Here is an 18,080-nt window from a genome sequence, read left to right as displayed (position 1 = left end):
CGTTTTAAAGTTACATATTAAAAAGAGGAGAATGGCATCATGAAAGACTTATTCGAGCGTATAAAAAAAATTCTGAAAAAATGGAATTCCAATTTAACAATAAGAAAAAAATTAATCATTGCTTTTGTATCTATATTACTGATACCGAGTTCTTTGATAGGACTAATTTCGTATAAATCTGCGCAATCAGAGTTGGAAAAAAGTATGTTACAAACCGCCCGGGAAAGTGTACAACTTATTAATTCTTCTTTAAATACACAACTTGAGCCAATAAAAGAGGATATCGAATATTTTGCTAAAACAGCAAAAGCAGCTAATGCAAAAGTAGAAACTGATGACATAGAGAAAATCATGATGAAATTTAATCAATATATCCAAACAAAGCCAAGTGCCCAGGCGATTTATATCGGGTTTAATACAGGGGATATGGTTGTTTCACCTATGTCTGTTCAGTTACCAGATGACTATGATCCAAGAGATCGTCCTTGGTATACCCTGGCAATGGAAAATAAGGGGGAAGTTGTCATAACAGATCCATATATTGATGCCGACACAAATGAAATATCTGTTACGTTTGCAAAAGTTCTTAACGATGCCTCTGGTGTTATAGCGGTTGACATTGATATTAACTCTCTAAGTGAGTTGACTAGTGAGGTAAAGGTAGGGAGTGAAGGATATGTCGCGATTATTGATAAGACTAAAAACTATATCATTCATCCAACGATGCAAGGCGAAAAGGTTAAAGGAACTTGGGTAAATAAATTATTTGAAAGTGAAAAGGGCGTTTTCGCCTATCAATTAGATCATAATGATATGCAAATGGATTTTACTACAAATGAGCTTACTGGATGGAAAATTGCTGGTACGCTTTATTCAAGTGAAATAACAGAGAGTGCTAATGGAATTCTGCAAGACACTTTAATTGTCATTATTATTTCCTTTGTAGTAGGCGGGATCATCATTTTTATGATTATAAGATCAATTTTACAGCCGATTCGTAAGTTGATTCACACATCTGAAAGTATATCGAATGGTGATTTAGGTGTAGAGGTTGATACAAACACAAATGATGAGATTGGTAAACTGTCTAAAAGCTTTAAAATAATGGTTGAAAACCTGCGTAGTATGATCACTAGTTTACAGTCTGCTTCTGAACGAGTTAGTGCATCTTCTGAAGAACTAATTGCAAGTGCCGATCAAACAACGGCAGGGACAAAACAAGTAACAGAAGTTATCCAAGAGGTTGCTGCAGGTGCGGAACAACAAACTTTAAAAATCGAGGCAAATAATGCAGCATTAGAAGAAGTTCTTCAAGGTGTTATTCGCATTTCTTCAAGCTCTCAAAGTGTTTCGAATTTAGCACAAGATACAATAAATGAAGCTGAAATCGGTGGGGAATATGTAAAGAATAGCTTAGAACAGATGAGATTTATTCATGCCTCGGTTACTGAATCTAACAAGGTCATTCAGTCGCTTTCTATTCGTTCTCAAGAGATTGGAAAAATATTAGACGCAATATCAGATATTGCGAATCAAACAAATTTATTAGCACTTAATGCAGCTATTGAGGCTGCAAGAGCTGGAGAACATGGGAAAGGATTTGCAGTTGTTGCGGATGAAGTACGGAAATTGGCAGAACAATCTCAACACTCAGCAGGGCAAATCTCTGCACTTATCTCTTCAATACAAAATGATACTGACCAATCTGTTGAGGTTATGAATGAGGTATCCCAAAACGCTGAACAAGGGCTTTCTATTTCAACAGAAACCTCAGAAAAGTTTGATTTAATAATGAATCGAATGAATAGGATGACTCCACAGATTGAAGAAGTATCTGCAGTTGTGCAGCAAATTTCTGCTGCAGTACAGGAAGTAAGTACTTCAGCCAGTGAACTAGTTGTTATTGCAAAAGAAAGTGCAGCCACTTCTGAAGAAGTTGCTGCAACAACAGAAGAGCAGCTTGCTTCCATGGAGGAAATTACGATGGCTGCAAAATCATTAACAGATATGGCTGAAGAACTTCAATCAATTATTGATCACTATAATGTATAAATCTTCTAAACTAGCTAATTTCACAATTGTTGAATTAGCTGGTTTTTTTATTTTAAAGAATTATGGGATAGGATCATCATTTAGAAGGTTAACATAATTGATGAACCTTCGAAATAATAATTAATGTTGTTTTTGATTCTGATTTCCAGGAAATAGAAAATAGGAGATTAAACCAGAAAATAAAGCTCCTCCTAACGCAATTAAGGTTCTTATGCCGATTGTAATATCCTCACCATAATTTTGATCAAGAATTCTAATCGCAAAAATAAAGACAATAATTGAAATAGGGATGACGATTTTTAACCTTTTCAATATGACACATCCTTCAGGAAAAAGTAACATGTTCTTAGTTTAACATAAAAAAAGGGAGGATCGTGATAGTAATAAGCAGATTAAGAATGTCGTGATGAAGCGGAGTTAGAGGGTATATATTGTACATAGTTAACACTAATTAGGTTTAGTATGTTTTCTAATTTCCGTCCTTTGGAGTAGGTCTGTTCATTCTATAGTTGTGTTTTTTTAAAGATTCAGATAAATATATGGAAAAATATTTCGATTCCCGATATATTTAAACGTATCACGTTATATTTATAGATAATGTGATTATAAATGGAACATGTGAACGGGGAGGGTATATATGGAAACCTTTAAAAAGCTGAAAAGCTTTTATTGGCCATATAAAAAGTATTTTTTATGGTCATTGTTTTTTGTTTTATTTATTACCACCATTACTGTGGTCTATCCAATTGTTCTTCAATTAACAATTGATGAAATTGTTTTAAAAGGACAATATGAATATATTCCATGGATTGTAAGTGGATTTTTAGCATTAATGGTTGTAAAAGGGGTATCTGCATTTTTTCATCAATATTTAGGAGATATGTTTGGAATTCAATCTGTGTACCGGCTTCGGAATGCATTGTACGAGAAGCTCCAGAGGTTGCCTTTTATGTATTATGACAATGCAAAAACGGGTGACTTAATGTCCCGGCTAACTGCAGATGTAGAAGGATTTCGTTTCTTTTTATCTTTCGGGTTTTCAGAACTAGTTCGTTTTATCCTTTTAGTTTGTGGGACATTAACGGTAATGTTTATTTATTCTGTACCATTAACTTTTGCTACAATTGCTGCATTACCGTTTTTAGCCTTGACAGTTTATCGTTTTGATAAAAGAGTTCATCCGGCCTTCCGGAATATTCGTAAATCGTTTGGGAAATTGAATACAAATGTTCAAGAGAATATTAGTGGGATTCAAACCGTAAAAGCACTTTCTCGAGAGGAATTTGAGATAGGGAAATTCAATCAAGCAAATGGGGATTATAAAGAAAAATCTTTAACAACTTCATATGTTTGGGCGAAGTTTTTCCCACTTATGGAGCTAATAGGTAATATTTGTGTTGTTGCCTTACTCGCATACGGAAGTATTTTAGTCATTCAAGGGAGTCTTCAACCAGGTGAACTTGTCGCATTTTTTAGCTTAGTTTGGTATTTAATGGGCCCAATTATGCACTTGGGATTTGTTATTAATCTATTCTCTCAATCAAAAGCTTCTGGAGAAAGATTGCTGGAAATTCTCGATGCCGATGAGACGATTAGAGATATGGATACATCAATTTCCGAGACAAAGATAAATGGCAATGTGGAGTTTCATCACGTTAGCCTTCGGTATAAGGATGAGGATGGGCTAGCCTTAAATGACATTTCATTTACCGCAACATCTGGAAAAACGATAGGATTAATTGGTGCAACCGGGTCTGGAAAAACGAGCTTAACTCAACTGATAACACGTTTTTATACTCCGTCAAGTGGGCAGATTGTTATCGATGGCAAAGATATTAGAGATTATTCCTTACATGCATTACGTTCAAATATTGGAGTTGTCTTACAAGAATCATTTTTATTTTCTTCCACAATAAAATCCAATATTTCATATGGCAGACCAGATGCTTCAATGGAGACCATTATTGATGCAGCAAAAAGAGCACAGGCACATGACTTTATTATGGAACTTCCTAATGGATATGACACAATGCTTGGTGAGCGGGGGTTAGGTTTATCAGGTGGACAAAAACAAAGGATTGCAATTGCCAGGGCTATTTGTTTAAATCCAAGTATTTTAATTTTAGATGATTCCACGAGTGCGGTTGATATGACAACAGAATTTAATATTCAAAAAGCGTTAAAAGAAGTCATGAAAGGTAGAACGACTTTCATTATTGCACATCGAATTTCTTCTTTAAAACATGCTGATGAAATTCTTGTCCTTGAAAACGGTTTAATTACAGAAAGAGGAAAACATGAAGATTTGATAAGAAATGATGGCTATTACAAACGAATTTATGATATTCAATATAAGGACCAAAAGGCTGTTTTACAGTCAACGGCAGGGTAGGTGAAATAATGGATCATAAGCAAAAAAAAGAAAAAATTTTGGAAAGGTTTCACTATTCCACAGACACAATTATTGATAAACCATTTAACTGGAAGCAAATGTGGAGACTTTTCAGCTATTTAAAGCCGTACTCAAAAAACTTGCTTCCAGCAGCATTTGTTGCGGTATTCATTTCAGCACTTGTCAGGTTAGTTGCACCAATCTTAATTGGAAAGTATACACTTGACTATGCTATTGCTAATAAAGATATAAATCTATTAACAGTATTAGTTGTTACAATTGCAGGATTGTATATTTTGTCTTATATTGCAAATAAATTCCGCATTAAATGGATGAATATGCTGGGGCAGAATGTAATATATGATATACGGAAGCATTTATTTACACATGTTCAAACCTTGTCACACCGATTTTTTGATCAACGTTCGGCCGGTTCGATTCTTGTGCGAATTATGAATGATATTAATTCACTTCAGGAATTGTTTACTAGTGGTGTTATTAATCTATTGATGGATTTTATCCTTTTAATTGGTGTTGTGGCCTTATTATTTACGTTAAGTCCACAACTAACGTTAGCTATCTTAATTATTGTTCCATTAATGTTTTTTATTTCTACAAGCTTACGAAAAAAAATACGTCGTTCCTGGCAAACAGTAAGATCAAAACAATCAAAATTAAATTCTCATTTAAATGAGTCCATTCAGGGAATTCGTGTAACACAATCATTTACACAAGAAAAAGAGAACATAGAATTTTTTGATGGAGTGAATAGTGAAAACTTCAGTGCTTGGCAAAATGCAACAAAAAGAAATGCAATGTTTACGCCGATGGTTGAAATGACGAATGCGATTGGAACAGCGATTTTAATTGCATACGGTGCTAGTTTAATAGCAGATGAATCAATTACGATCGGAATCTTCGTTTCGTTTGCCTTTTATTTAGGAATGTTTTGGGAGCCTATCTCACGCTTAGGGCAGGTATATAATCAGTTGCTGATGGGGATGGCTTCTTCTGAAAGGATTTTTGAATTCCTGGATGAAAAACCGTTTGTGGTTGAATCTCATAGTCCAATTTCTCTTACAAATATGGATGGGAAAATAACGTTTGAATCTGTAGAATTTGCATATGATTCCTCTCGAAAGGCGTTACATGATGTCTCTATTACCATTGATGCCGGGCAAACAGTAGCCCTTGTAGGACATACAGGATCAGGTAAAACGACGATCGCGAACTTAATTAGTCGTTTTTATGACGCAACAGCTGGAAAGGTAAAAATTGATGACATTCATATAAAAGATTTATCGATTCAGGAACTCAGGTCACAAATAAGTGTTGTTCTTCAGGATACTTTTATATTCTCTGGAACGATTATTGATAATATCCGATTTGGTCGTCCTGAGGCTTCTGATGAAGATGTTATTGAAGCAGCTAAAGCAGTAGGTGCGGATGATTTTATTAAAAATTTGTCAAATGGCTATTTTACTGAGGTAGAAGAAAGAGGGAACATTTTATCAGTAGGTGAAAGACAATTAATTTCATTTGCGAGAGCATTGCTTGCAGATCCGCGCATCATCATCCTAGATGAGGCAACTGCTAGTATTGATACAGAAACAGAAGTGAAAATTCAACATGCATTGAGAACACTTTTAAAAGGAAGAACTGCAATTATGATAGCTCATCGACTCTCAACCATTCGAGAAGCTGATAATATTATTGTCCTTGATCATGGTTATATTATGGAACAGGGAAGTCATCAACAATTGATGGAGAAAAAAGGTATTTACTATGGATTAGTGAAAGCACAGTTTAATATGTTAGAAGTAGGTTAAAAAAGCGTTGACCTGACGCTTTTTTTTCTTTTTCGTTGAACTGTGATAAAACTTAAGTAATCTAGCTTCAATGCTATAGTTCATAAATTTGAACATTATGTAAAATATATGTCTACCTATTTACAATAGTTAAAATTAGAGATATTATTTTTGGTGGAAGTAAAATTATTTTTAAATCCATTAATTATTGGAGGCACAACAGGAAAATGTGGGTCATAACCTTGTATGATGAAGAGAATATTAAAATGTATGAGTTTGATAATGAAGAAGAAGCAAAACAATCTTTGAAGAAGATGAAAGGTCAAACCATTCTCTCACATGTTGTCTATTTTAATGATCAAATTTTAGAAGCTGTTCATCCATAAAATGATGATACCGGCACCCTTTAACAAAAAGGGTGCCGGTTTTTTGTTTGTAAAAATTAGTTTTTAGATAAACAAGTAGAAAACAGTTACAATTTATAAAATTTGTACTAAAATGGGAATAGGATATTTAAAACGCTTACAACGAAAGTTTTGTATCATTTTTTTGAATATCCCCCTTTAAAAGTAAAAGATATGGAGGTCAGAGATGTCACAATTAAGTAATGCTAGCACAAATATTATTATTCGATTGCATTTTCAAAAAAACTTAATTACCTTTAGTGAAATTGCAAAAGTAATAGGTGAAGTTGGCGGAGATATAATAGGGATTGATGTGATCTCTACAAGCAAAACCCAAACAGTACGAGATATTACGATAACAGTAAAAAATCAGAAACATGGTCAAAATGTAATGGATGTTCTAGGGTTACTAAAAGGGGTAAAAGTCATTTCGGTTTCCGATCGTACATTTCTTTTGCACCTTGGAGGGAAAATTGAAGTTACACCAAAAAATCCTATTAAAAACCGCGATGATTTATCAAGAGTCTACACTCCAGGTGTTGCACAGGTTTGTCGTGCGATAGAAGAGGAACCGCAAAAAGCTCACTCATTAACAATAAAGCGAAATACGGTTGCGGTTGTTTCAGATGGTACAGCCGTATTAGGCCTAGGTGATATTGGTCCATTGGCTGCGATGCCGGTAATGGAAGGGAAAGCAATGCTGTTTAAGCAAATGGCAGATGTTGACGCATTTCCAATTTGTCTTGACACGAAAGATCCTGATGAGATCATAAAAATTGTTAAAGCGATTGCACCTGTATTTGGCGGTATAAACTTGGAGGATATTTCTTCACCGAGGTGCTTTGAAATTGAGGAAACACTTAAATCTGAATTAAATATTCCTGTTTTTCACGATGATCAGCATGGTACAGCTGTTGTATTGTTAGCAGGGCTTTATAATGCATTGAAGTTGACAGGAAAGAATATAGAAGAAATTAAAGTTGTTCTTAATGGAGTGGGAGCTGCAGGGACAGCTTGTGCCAAAATGTTACTGGCAGCAGGTGTCCGTCAAATTATTGGAGTTGATCGCATAGGTGCCCTCAACAAAAATGAATCCTATGAAAATCAAAACTGGACAGCCTTTTCTCAGATGACTAATCCGGATAACTTAAAGGGTTCGCTTACAGATGTCATTAAAGGTGCTGATGTTTTTATCGGAGTATCTGCACCGGGAGTTTTAACAGTAGAGCACGTTCAATCAATGGCAAAGGATCCTATTGTATTTGCATTAGCAAATCCAGATCCGGAAATTGATCCGGAAATTGCAGAACCGTATGTAAAAGTATTGGCCACTGGACGCTCTGATTATCCAAATCAGATTAATAATGTTTTATGCTTTCCAGGCATTTTTCGAGGTGCATTAGATTGCCGGGCTTCAGAAATCAATGAACAGATGAAGATTGCTACAGCAAAAGCAATCGCGGACGTTGTTTCAGATGATGAATTAAGTGAAACATATATTGTACCAAGTGTTTTTAATCAAAAGGTTGTTGAAAAAGTTAGAAAAGCAGTTGTCAAAGCTGCTCATGAATCGGGTGTCGCAAGAAAAGATTTGTATAAAGAAGAAAATAGTTTCCAAGAAAATAGATAGGTTCATACTCTTAAGTTCGTTTTCCTATATAAACTTCACGAAGGTATATTTGAAGGTTATATAGGTGATGGTACTTAAGAGTTTTTTTAATGGAAATTAGTTTCTCAGAAACTTTTTTCAAATAAACACCTATTTTATGAAACTATTTCCAATCACCCTCGTATAAGTATATGAAAATATATTTTGGAGGGAAAAAAGATGGAACAAGAAACTATACAAACAAAGAAACCATCATTATTTGGAATGATTTTTCAACCGGGGGAACAGTTTGAAAGAATGCGTGAAAAACCGACAATTTGGATTCCTTTAATTATTCTTTCTATTTTAGGTGCGCTTGTGGGTGTTTTAGCCGCTTTAAATGTTGATTACGCAACAATGCCGGGCATGGAAGGAATGCCGGCTGATCAAATAGAAATTTCAAAAATGTTTGGGATTATCTTCGGTGGCATTGGAGCATTGTTCGGTACACCGATTGGATATTTAATTGTTGGTGGTATATTATTTGGAATCACGAAGATCGCTAAGTCACCAGTTACATTTAAACAAATGTTTTCATTAATCATTTTTACAAGTTTTATTTCAGCTATTGGGCAAGTATTAAACCAGCTTATTATTTATGCTATTGGATCAGATTCAATGGTTATGGTTACAAGTCTTAACAGTTTTGTAGGTGCTGAAGGTGTTATGGGTGGTATTTTAGGTGCAATCGAGGTATTTCAAATCTGGTATTATATTTTACTTGGAATCGGTCTAGTGAAAGTAGCGCAACTTTCTAAACCGGCAGCATATACAATTACAATTATCTTCTTTGTATTAGGTCTTATCTTTGCTGCAGCCTCTGGAGCTTTAGAAGGGCTGGCACAATTTTAATGAAGAAAAAAGTTTGGATTTCAATTGCTGTAGTGTCTTTGATCATACTATTAGTTGGAGTAAACATCTACAGGGCATCAAATCAGGAAGTCCTTTCAGTGGAGACGGAGACTGTAGAGAAACGCGAATTGACCGGGAATGTGATGGTTCCCGGTACACTTTCTTTAAGTCATGAAAACTTTGTCTATTATGTGCCTGAAAATGGTGAGGTAGCCGAGGTCCTTGTAAAAGAAGGTGATAAGGTAGCTGAGGACACCCCATTAATAAAATATGAAAACGAACAGTTGCAATTAGAAAAAGAACAAAATGCGCTTTCCCTTGAATCCTCCTATTTACAAATTAATCGAATTAAAGATCAAATTGATGATTTAGATGATAAAGAAAAGGATTTAAAGGAACAAGTAGGAGAAAAGGAAGCTGAAAAGCAAATTGATGCTGAACGCGATCAGCTTAAGACGGATTTAAAGGTCGCAGATCTTGATGCAAGGCAGATTCTACTTCAAAAGGAAACGATTGAAAATAAGCTTGAAGATCTTGTCGTCAAAAGTGAAAGTGCTGGAACAGTTCTTACTATTAATGAAGACGCGATAAAAGGGATTTCACAAGCTCCTATTTTACATATAGGTAATTCGGAAGAATTAATGGTGAAAGGGACAATATCGGAATATGATTCTTTGAAAATAAATGAAGGGCAAGCCGTTACTTTGCGTTCAGATGTACTTGCTGACAAGGAATGGAAGGGAAAAGTAGCGAAAGTTAGCTATTTACCAGTACAAAGTGAAACAGCGATATCAGGTGAAGAAACGGCTGTTCAATATTCAATTGAAGTTTCTATTGATGATAAAAATATTGAGGCTAAGCCCGGATTTAAGCTAATTATGGATATTGAAACAGAGAAACGCTCTGCAGTAGCTGTGCCACTAGAGGCTGTAAAACAGGATGGTGAAAACTACTACGTATACACCGTTGAAGAAGGAAAAGCCGTATATAATGAGGTCGAAACTGGAACAGCCAGTAATGAGTATATGGAAATTAAATCAGGTCTTAAATCAGGATCAAAAGTCATTCTTAACCCTTCAGAAGAAGTCCGGGATAACTTGGAAGTGAACGAAAAATGATTGAGTTAACATCAATTACAAAAAGCTATAAAGTAGGTCAAGATACGTTAGCCGTGTTAAAAAATATCAATCTTACGATTAATAATGGAGAATTTGTTGCCATTATGGGTCCATCGGGTTCTGGAAAATCAACTTTAATGAACGTAATAGGTTGTCTGGATAATCCCACTTCAGGAACCTACCTTTTAGATGAAGAGGACATCTCAACATACAAGGATGAAATGCTTGCAAAAGTAAGAAACCTCTCGATCGGATTTGTTTTTCAACAATTTCAATTATTACCCAGGTTATCTGCCTTGAAAAATGTGGAACTTCCAATGGTTTATGCCGGGTACAAGAAGAAAGAGCGGGAGGAACGAGCAAAACAAGCTCTTGAAAAGGTAGGTTTAGGTGAAAGAATGAATCACCTGCCAAATGAATTATCTGGTGGACAAAAACAACGGGTTGCTATAGCCAGGTCAATCGTGAATGAACCGAAAATTATTTTGGCTGATGAGCCTACAGGTGCTCTGGATAGCAAAACAAGTATTTCCATTATGGAGCAATTTACACAATTGAACAAAGAAGGTACCACTGTCATCCTTGTTACCCATGAACAAGAGGTTGCAGATTACGCAAATCGAATTATCACAGTTAGAGATGGAATTATTCTCTCTGATGAAGAGCGGGGGAGAGTATAGATGAGTTTAATGGAAAATATTAAAATGGCATTAAGCTCAGTTCTCGCTCATAAATTACGTTCCATTTTAACTATGCTAGGGATCATTATTGGTGTTGCGTCAGTCATCCTTGTTGTGGCAATAGGACAGGGGGGCGAACAATTATTAAAAACTTCGATAACAGGCCCGGGGAATACTATAGAAGTATATTATGAACCAAGTGAAGAAGAAATGTTATCAAACCCAAATGCCTATATGAATGCAGCTTTCACCCAAGATGATGTAAATGCATTAAGTGAGATTCCTGAAGTGAAAAAAGTCGTTGCATCATCAACCGAATATTTTCAAACAAGTTTCCGTGAAGAAACAGCTGATACAAGTGTTTATGGTGTAAACCAAGCATATATGGAAGTGAATAATTTAAATGTTCAATCTGGCAGAAACCTATTAGAAAGTGAATATATAGGAGGAACGAGAGTAGGTGTTATTAGCCATGAGCTAAGCACAGAAATTTTCGATGATAAGTCTGCAATAGGTGAGGTTATTTGGGTTAAAGGTCAGCCAATTGAAATTGTTGGAGTATTGGAAAAACCTAGTGGGTTATTTGCCTTTGGAGCTATGGAAGTATATATTCCTTGGAACACTTTCCGTAATTCTTTTGGTAAAAATGAATATAACCAAGTAACATTACAAGCAATGAATGCTGATGTGATGAAAGAAGTTGGCGAGAAGGCAACAACTCTACTAAATACCTCACATAATACAGAAGAGTCATACAAAGTGTTTAATATGGAAGAAATGGCAGAAGGAATAGGACAAATTACAACAATAATGACATTAATCATTGGCTCAATTGCGGGAATATCCCTTGTTGTTGGAGGGATTGGTGTTATGAATATTATGCTTGTTTCTGTAACAGAAAGAACGAAGGAAATTGGAATACGAAAAGCACTGGGTGCCACAAAGCGGCAAATTCTAACCCAGTTCCTAATTGAATCTGTTACCCTCACTCTAATCGGAGGGATTATAGGTATAATTTTAGGTGCTGTGGCAGCAAATATCGTATCCATTTTTGCTGGATGGCCACCATTGATTTCGTGGGAAGTTGTTGTCGGTGGACTGCTTTTCTCCATGATTATCGGAATTGTGTTTGGCATGCTTCCTGCAAATAAAGCAGCCCGATTAAGTCCAATAGAATCTTTACGTTATGAATAAATTTGAATAAATTAAGGGTACCTCACAATCAGATTAATTTCTGTGTGAGGTTTTTTGTTTTTCATTAATAAGGAAATTGCTCGAAAGTTTGTGATATCCAACGTTTATATAGTAGCAATAGTATTTAAATTCTGAAATATGATTGTTTGTGACTGATAAAATATTATATAGATATAAAAAATTGATAGTTTTTGAGATTTTTCGATTGATTTTGACTGAAAGTGAAAGTATAATAAGGTGTAAGTAAGCGGTGAATTCGCTTACAAAATTATTTGCATTGAGAAACTACAAATTACCTGTAATGGATATAAGAAGAAAAAACCTTTATCCATATAAAAAAATAAAGCAATAAAGGTAGTGAATTCATGATTTATACTGTTACGCTAAATCCCTCGGTGGATTACATTGTTAAACTGGAACAATTTGAACTTGGCTCTTTGAATAGAATGACAGATGATTCTAAGTTTCCCGGTGGAAAGGGAATTAATGTATCAAGAGTAATGAAACGACAAGGTGTAGAATCTAAGGCAATAGGGTTTTTAGGTGGTTTTACAGGTGCTTTTATTGAAGATTTTTTAACTGCTGAGAAAATTAATCATCAATTTGTAAAAGTATCTGGTGATACACGAATCAACATTAAATTAAAAACCGATGTTGAAACAGAAATCAATGGTTTAGGTCCAAGTGTGTCAGATGAGCAATTAGATCAGTTTTTACAGCAATTTGAAGACATGGATCGTCATGATATTGTTTTATTAGCAGGAAGTATTCCTGGCACATTACCATCCTCCATATATAAGAGAATTATGGATATTTGTAATGAAAAAAAGATAAAAGTTGTTGCAGATGTTTCAGGAGATGCATTGAAAGAAGTTGTGTCAGGAAAACCTTTCTTAATCAAACCAAACCATCATGAGTTGGGCGAATTATTCGATACAAAAATTGAAACGGTGGAAGAAGCACATGTATACGCGAAGAAGCTGGTCTCTCAAGGAGTTCAACATGTAATTGTGTCACTAGCTGAAAAAGGTGCATTGCTTGTAACTGAAGGAAATAGCTTTGTGGCAAATGTTCCAAAAGGGAAAGTGTTGAATTCAGTTGGGGCAGGAGATTCTGTAGTTGGAGGTTTTATAAGTGCCTATTCTACAAATCATCCAATTGAAGAGGCTTTTAAGATTGGAGTAGCTTCGGGAAGTGCAACAGCTTTTTCACTCGAGCTTTGTACAAAAGAGAAGATGGAAGAACTATTGCCTCAGATAGATGTAAAGACTTTATAGAGGGGGAAGTAAGATGAGGATTACAGAGATATTAACTAAAAATACAATTAAACTAAACATCGAATCATCTTCAAAAATCGATGTTGTAAATGAATTAGTGGAAGTGTTAGACCGCGCAGGCAAGCTTTCTGATAAGGCTGCTTACGAACAGGCTGTATTAGATCGTGAAAAGCAAAGTACAACAGGCATTGGTGATGGGATTGCCATCCCACATGCTAAAACTGCAGCTGTTAAAGAACCGTCCATTGTTTTTGGCCGATCAGTTGATGGTGTTGATTACGAGTCATTAGATGGTCAGCCCAGCTATTTATTTTTTATGATTGCAGCTCCAGATGGTGCGAACAATACTCATTTAGAAGCATTGTCGAAATTATCCAGTATTTTAATGAAACAAGAAGTTAGAGATCAATTAATGGCTGTAAAATCAGTTGAGGAAGTTTTGGCTACTATCGACAAATACGATGTTCAAGATGAGGATGGAGATGTACAAGGTACTAGTAAAGGGAAAATCCTTGCAGTTACTGCTTGTCCAACTGGAATTGCCCATACGTATATGGCAGCAGACGCGTTAAAAGAAAAAGCAAAAGAAATGAATCTTTCTTTTAAGGTTGAAACAAATGGCTCTGGTGGAGCGAAAAACGTTTTAACAGCGTCAGAAATTGAAGAAGCAACCGCCATTATTGTTGCGGCAGATAAGCAAGTTGAAATGGAACGTTTTAAAGGCAAGCATGTTATCATCGTTCCTGTAGCAGACGGAATTCGTAAAACAAAGGAACTTCTAGATCGAGCTGTTAAACAAGATGCTCCTATATATAAAGGAACAGGTGAAGGGCGAAAAGAAGAGGGCAGCAGTGAAAGAACAGGTTTTTATAAACATCTAATGAATGGTGTTTCAAACATGCTTCCATTTGTTGTTGGTGGAGGTATTCTCATTGCACTATCTTTCTTATTTGGCATTCATGCTTCAGATCCTAATGACCCTTCACATAATGTTATTGCAGAAGCTTTAAATACGATTGGCGGCGGAAATGCCTTTGGTTTAATGGTGCCGGTATTAGCCGGATTTATCGCGTTAAGTATTGCTGATCGCCCTGGTTTAGCACCCGGTATGGTTGGTGGATTTATGGCAGCTCAAGGTGGGGCAGGATTTTTAGGTGGATTAATTGCTGGTTTCTTAGCAGGATACATTGTTGTTCTTTTAAAGAAAGTACTTTCAGGATTACCTGCATCTTTAGAGGGAATCAAGCCTGTTTTGTTATACCCTGTATTAAGTATCCTTTCTGTTGGTATGATTATGTTCTTTGTGGTAAACAAACCTGTAAGTGCTTTAAATGCTGGAATTAGTGATTTCTTAGGTGGATTAGGGACTGGAAACTTAGTATTACTTGGATTATTGTTGGGTGGAATGATGGCAATTGATATGGGTGGTCCTATCAATAAAGCTGCTTTTACATTTGGTATTGCGATGATTGATTCAGGAAATTTTGCTCCACATGCGGCAGTAATGGCTGGTGGTATGGTTCCTCCGCTGGGAATCGCTTTAGCAACAACTTTATTTAAGAATAAATTTACAAAACGTGAACGTCAATCAGGTATTACATGTTATATAATGGGTGTTTCCTTTATTACGGAAGGGGCAATTCCGTTTGCAGCAGCAGATCCGGGCCGTGTAATTCCTTCAGTTGTAACAGGTTCAGCTGTTGCCGGGGCGTTAGCAATGTTTTTTGGAAATGGTTTACGTGCTCCTCATGGTGGCGCATTTGTTATTCCATTGGTAGAGGGAAATCCATTTTTATATCTTCTTGCCATTGTGATTGGTGCAGTTATAACAGCTATAATGCTTGGGGTTTTGAAAAAACCAGTTAAGGAATAATAAAAAAGCTGATTTGTCTCGGATAAACTCGAAACAAATCAGCTTTTTTGATTAGGAATTCGTAAAATAGGGTACATTCTAGTAATGGTCAAACTAAAGAAAATGGAAAGGTGGAAAATATTCATGTCAGAACCAATGTTTACATCAACTGCAAAAGCTGTAGGTGGTAGAGATGGAAGAGTAGAGTCTTCTGATGGGAAAATTAACTTAAAATTAGCTATGCCTGGTTCATCTCAGGCAAAAGAAAATCCTGATGCTACAAATCCTGAACAATTATTTGCAGCAGGATATTCTGCATGTTTTGATGGTGCCCTCCAATTAATGGCAAAAAGAGAAAAAGTTCATTTCGAATCTGAAGTAACAGCAAATGTATCTTTAATGAAAGATGATACAGATGATGGTTTTAAAATAGGGGTTACCTTACAAGTAAAAGGGACAGGCATTGAAAAAGAAAAGCTAAAGGAGCTGGTTGATAAAGCTCATGAATTCTGCCCTTATTCAAAAGCAACACGAGGAAATATTGATGTAGAGCTGGAGGTTGTTGACTAACCAAATAAAATATTAAGAAGCAGGCCCTAGTAAAACTATTAGGGCTTGTTTTTTATGGTTATATATTCTTTTCTGAAGTATCATTCAATATAAGATAAAGGATTTTTAAATATTTAACAAATAGGCATATAAAGAGTTATAATATAGAAGAGGATTGAATTTAGGAGGACTTTTCATGTCACAAACAGAAACTGAAACAACAAAATCTAAAATATGGGAATGGACTAAGGCCATCGTTTTAGCAGTGGGGCTTGCAATGATTATTCGTTTCTTTCTATTTGAGCCGTATCTTGTAGAAGGTTCATCAATGGACCCTACATTACATGATGGTGATCGTCTATTTGTAAATAAAACATTAAAATTTATCGGTGAAGTTAATAAGGGAGATATTGTTATTATTGATGGTGAAGAAGAAAATATTCGTTATGTAAAGCGGATAATCGGATTACCAGGTGATAAGGTTCGTGCTGAAGAAGGACAAGTATATGTGAATGATCAGCTTATAGAGGAACCTTATTTAACAGAAAATCGTGAAGAAGCTGACCAGTTAGGAATGATGTTAACAGGAGACTTTGAAGAGGTTGAAGTACCTGAAGGAAGTTATTTTGTGATGGGCGATAATCGTTTAAATAGCATGGATAGTCGAAACGGATTGGGTCTTATTGAATCAAGCCGGATACTTGGTAAGTCTGAATTCATTTTTTATCCATTTGATCATTTTCAAAAAACAGAGTAAAACAAGGAGTCGATACTATAGGTGTCGGCTTTTTAATCGTCTAGGAAATTATAAAATTCTTGAACTGTGGATAAGTGTGCGACATCCAGCTCCAGCGCCTAGCTCCTCTAGGGTCTAGCCACAAATGAATTGAAGACAAAGAACATCTTCTATTCATTTGCGTCTTATTTGCCCGAGGCTGATCAAGGAGCTTGCGCTTTTGTTCTTTTTTCACATTTTTGTAACATTTGAGCTTTCCATACGTCTACTTCTAAGAGATTACAACCTATAAGGGAAGTGTTGAGTAATGAAAAGTTGGATGTTTATCATATGTTCATTTTTACTAGCGATGGTTATTGGCGGATGCAGCAATACTTCTAGCGAAGACAGTCAAGCAGGTCAAGCTAATTATGCATCTGAAGGTGATGCTGTAGAAGAAAAGACAGTTGAAACAGAAAACAAGGCAGAGTTAACGTCAGATCCTGCTGAACAAAAGGAAACGGAAACTAATTCTCAGGTAACAAATATGAGTGATCGAATGGTCATTTATACAGCAAACCTTTCTATTCAAGTTAACAGCTATACTGAAGCTATATCCTCTATCCAACAGGAACTACAAACAAATAACGGTTATATCGTAAGTACAAATTCATATTCAGTAGAAGATGAATTAATGGAAGGGACAATTACGGTAAGAATTCCACAAGAAAAATTCCAAGAATTTTTAAAGACTGTTGAAAGTGAAAGTACAAAAGTAATTGATGAATCCATAAATGGTCAAGATGTGACAGAAGAATATGTAGATTTGGAATCAAGACTTAAATCAAAACAAGTGGTTGAAAAGCGTTTACTTGAATTTATGGAGAAAGCAGAAAAAACAGAGGACCTATTAAAAATATCAAATGATTTAGCTGCTGTTCAGGAAGAAATAGAACAAATAAAAGGTAGAATGAATTATTTAGATAATCAGGTAAGTTTAGCAACCATAACAATTCATATACAAGAGAGTAAGGTCAATGTTCCCGATCTTGAAAACAATGACTTAAATACATGGAATGAAACGAAAAAGCAATTCATGGAAACTCTAAATTTCGTCATAAGAGCCATTTCTTCAGTTATTGTATTTATTGTAGGTAGTATACCAGTATTAATTGTGTTAGGTGGCATTCTTATTGTCATTTGGTTCATTTTAAAAAGAAAGCGAAGACAGCAAGAAGAACCACCTGAAAATACAGAAGAATAGTTTATCATCAAGTTGCTAAAATCGTTAAAACAAGCATTGTAATAAATACACTTCCACTTATTAAAGCGACACTTACTAATATTGAAAGTTTTTTATTTTCGATATGGTAATGCGGGAGAATCCGTTTCAATAACAATGTGATAATGATGTAAATAAAGATTACACCTATAATAAAGGTAATTCCATTTGATTGAAAGCCAAGAAATGCAAAATAAATTCCGGAAAAAAGAATAAGTAAACAATATTCAATAAGTGTATGTAATTTCATGTTGCGG

Annotated in this window: 16 protein-coding genes; 14 read left to right on the top strand and 2 right to left on the bottom strand. The window is 35.4% G+C overall.

The window, feature by feature from the left end; all coding sequences use genetic code 11:
* The first annotated feature begins 39 nt into the window (after positions 1–39).
* Positions 40–2,052, top strand: a complete 2,013-nt coding sequence (locus BK577_RS19630; protein WP_078434507.1) for a methyl-accepting chemotaxis protein — start codon at positions 40–42, stop codon at positions 2,050–2,052.
* Positions 2,053–2,172: 120 nt separating this feature from the next.
* Here the strand turns inward: BK577_RS19630 and BK577_RS19625 are convergent, their stop codons facing one another.
* Positions 2,173–2,364 carry a hypothetical protein gene (locus tag BK577_RS19625; protein WP_078434506.1) on the bottom strand — a complete coding sequence of 64 codons (192 nt, stop codon included), beginning with the start codon at positions 2,362–2,364 and terminating at the stop codon, positions 2,173–2,175.
* Positions 2,365–2,689: 325 nt separating this feature from the next.
* Between BK577_RS19625 and BK577_RS19620 the strand changes: the two genes are divergently transcribed.
* From BK577_RS19620 to BK577_RS19565, 13 genes are all read left to right on the top strand, one after another.
* Positions 2,690–4,444, top strand: coding sequence for an ABC transporter ATP-binding protein (locus BK577_RS19620; RefSeq protein WP_078434505.1), 1,755 nt, complete (start codon positions 2,690–2,692; stop codon positions 4,442–4,444).
* 8 nt (positions 4,445–4,452) lie between these two features.
* Positions 4,453–6,273, top strand: coding sequence for an ABC transporter ATP-binding protein (locus BK577_RS19615; RefSeq protein ID WP_078434504.1), 1,821 nt, complete (start codon positions 4,453–4,455; stop codon positions 6,271–6,273).
* A 206-nt stretch (positions 6,274–6,479) separates the two neighbouring features.
* On the top strand, positions 6,480–6,638 hold the full coding sequence (locus BK577_RS26130) for a hypothetical protein (protein WP_169908394.1): 159 nt from the start codon (positions 6,480–6,482) through the stop codon (positions 6,636–6,638).
* Positions 6,639–6,843: 205 nt separating this feature from the next.
* A complete protein-coding gene (locus BK577_RS19610) occupies positions 6,844–8,286 on the top strand; it encodes an NAD-dependent malic enzyme (RefSeq protein WP_078434503.1) in 1,443 nt (480 codons plus the stop codon).
* A 198-nt stretch (positions 8,287–8,484) separates the two neighbouring features.
* A complete protein-coding gene (gene yknW / locus BK577_RS19605) occupies positions 8,485–9,156 on the top strand; it encodes a YknW family membrane protein (protein ID WP_078434502.1) in 672 nt (223 codons plus the stop codon).
* Positions 9,156–10,274: an efflux RND transporter periplasmic adaptor subunit gene (locus BK577_RS19600; RefSeq protein ID WP_078434501.1), complete on the top strand. Its 1,119-nt coding sequence runs from the start codon at positions 9,156–9,158 to the stop codon at positions 10,272–10,274. Before yknW ends, BK577_RS19600 begins: the two co-directional genes overlap by 1 nt.
* On the top strand, positions 10,271–10,954 hold the full coding sequence (locus tag BK577_RS19595) for an ABC transporter ATP-binding protein (RefSeq protein ID WP_078434500.1): 684 nt from the start codon (positions 10,271–10,273) through the stop codon (positions 10,952–10,954). Before BK577_RS19600 ends, BK577_RS19595 begins: the two co-directional genes overlap by 4 nt.
* Positions 10,955–12,148 carry an ABC transporter permease gene (locus BK577_RS19590; RefSeq protein ID WP_078434499.1) on the top strand — a complete coding sequence of 398 codons (1,194 nt, stop codon included), beginning with the start codon at positions 10,955–10,957 and terminating at the stop codon, positions 12,146–12,148.
* Positions 12,149–12,513: 365 nt separating this feature from the next.
* Entirely contained in the window at positions 12,514–13,425 is a 912-nt protein-coding gene (pfkB, locus tag BK577_RS19585; RefSeq protein ID WP_078434498.1) for a 1-phosphofructokinase, read from the top strand.
* A gap of 13 nt (positions 13,426–13,438) precedes the next feature.
* Positions 13,439–15,298, top strand: a complete 1,860-nt coding sequence (locus BK577_RS19580) for a PTS fructose transporter subunit IIABC (RefSeq protein ID WP_078434497.1) — start codon at positions 13,439–13,441, stop codon at positions 15,296–15,298.
* A gap of 123 nt (positions 15,299–15,421) precedes the next feature.
* Entirely contained in the window at positions 15,422–15,847 is a 426-nt protein-coding gene (locus BK577_RS19575; RefSeq protein ID WP_078434496.1) for an organic hydroperoxide resistance protein, read from the top strand.
* A gap of 175 nt (positions 15,848–16,022) precedes the next feature.
* A complete protein-coding gene (lepB, locus tag BK577_RS19570) occupies positions 16,023–16,583 on the top strand; it encodes a signal peptidase I (protein WP_078434495.1) in 561 nt (186 codons plus the stop codon).
* Between the two features lie 286 nt (positions 16,584–16,869).
* Complete coding sequence (locus tag BK577_RS19565) at positions 16,870–17,805, top strand: DUF4349 domain-containing protein (RefSeq protein ID WP_078434494.1); 936 nt, start codon at positions 16,870–16,872, stop codon at positions 17,803–17,805.
* Between the two features lie 7 nt (positions 17,806–17,812).
* Here BK577_RS19565 and BK577_RS19560 read toward each other — a convergent pair whose 3' ends face one another.
* Complete coding sequence (locus BK577_RS19560) at positions 17,813–18,073, bottom strand: hypothetical protein (protein WP_078434493.1); 261 nt, start codon at positions 18,071–18,073, stop codon at positions 17,813–17,815.
* Between the last annotated feature and the right edge of the window lie 7 nt (positions 18,074–18,080).

Origin of the sequence: Metabacillus halosaccharovorans, from assembly GCF_002019635.1 — a bacterium.
Classification (GTDB): Bacteria; Bacillota; Bacilli; order Bacillales; family Bacillaceae; genus Metabacillus; species Metabacillus halosaccharovorans.
This window is presented reverse-complemented; position numbering and strand designations above follow the sequence as displayed.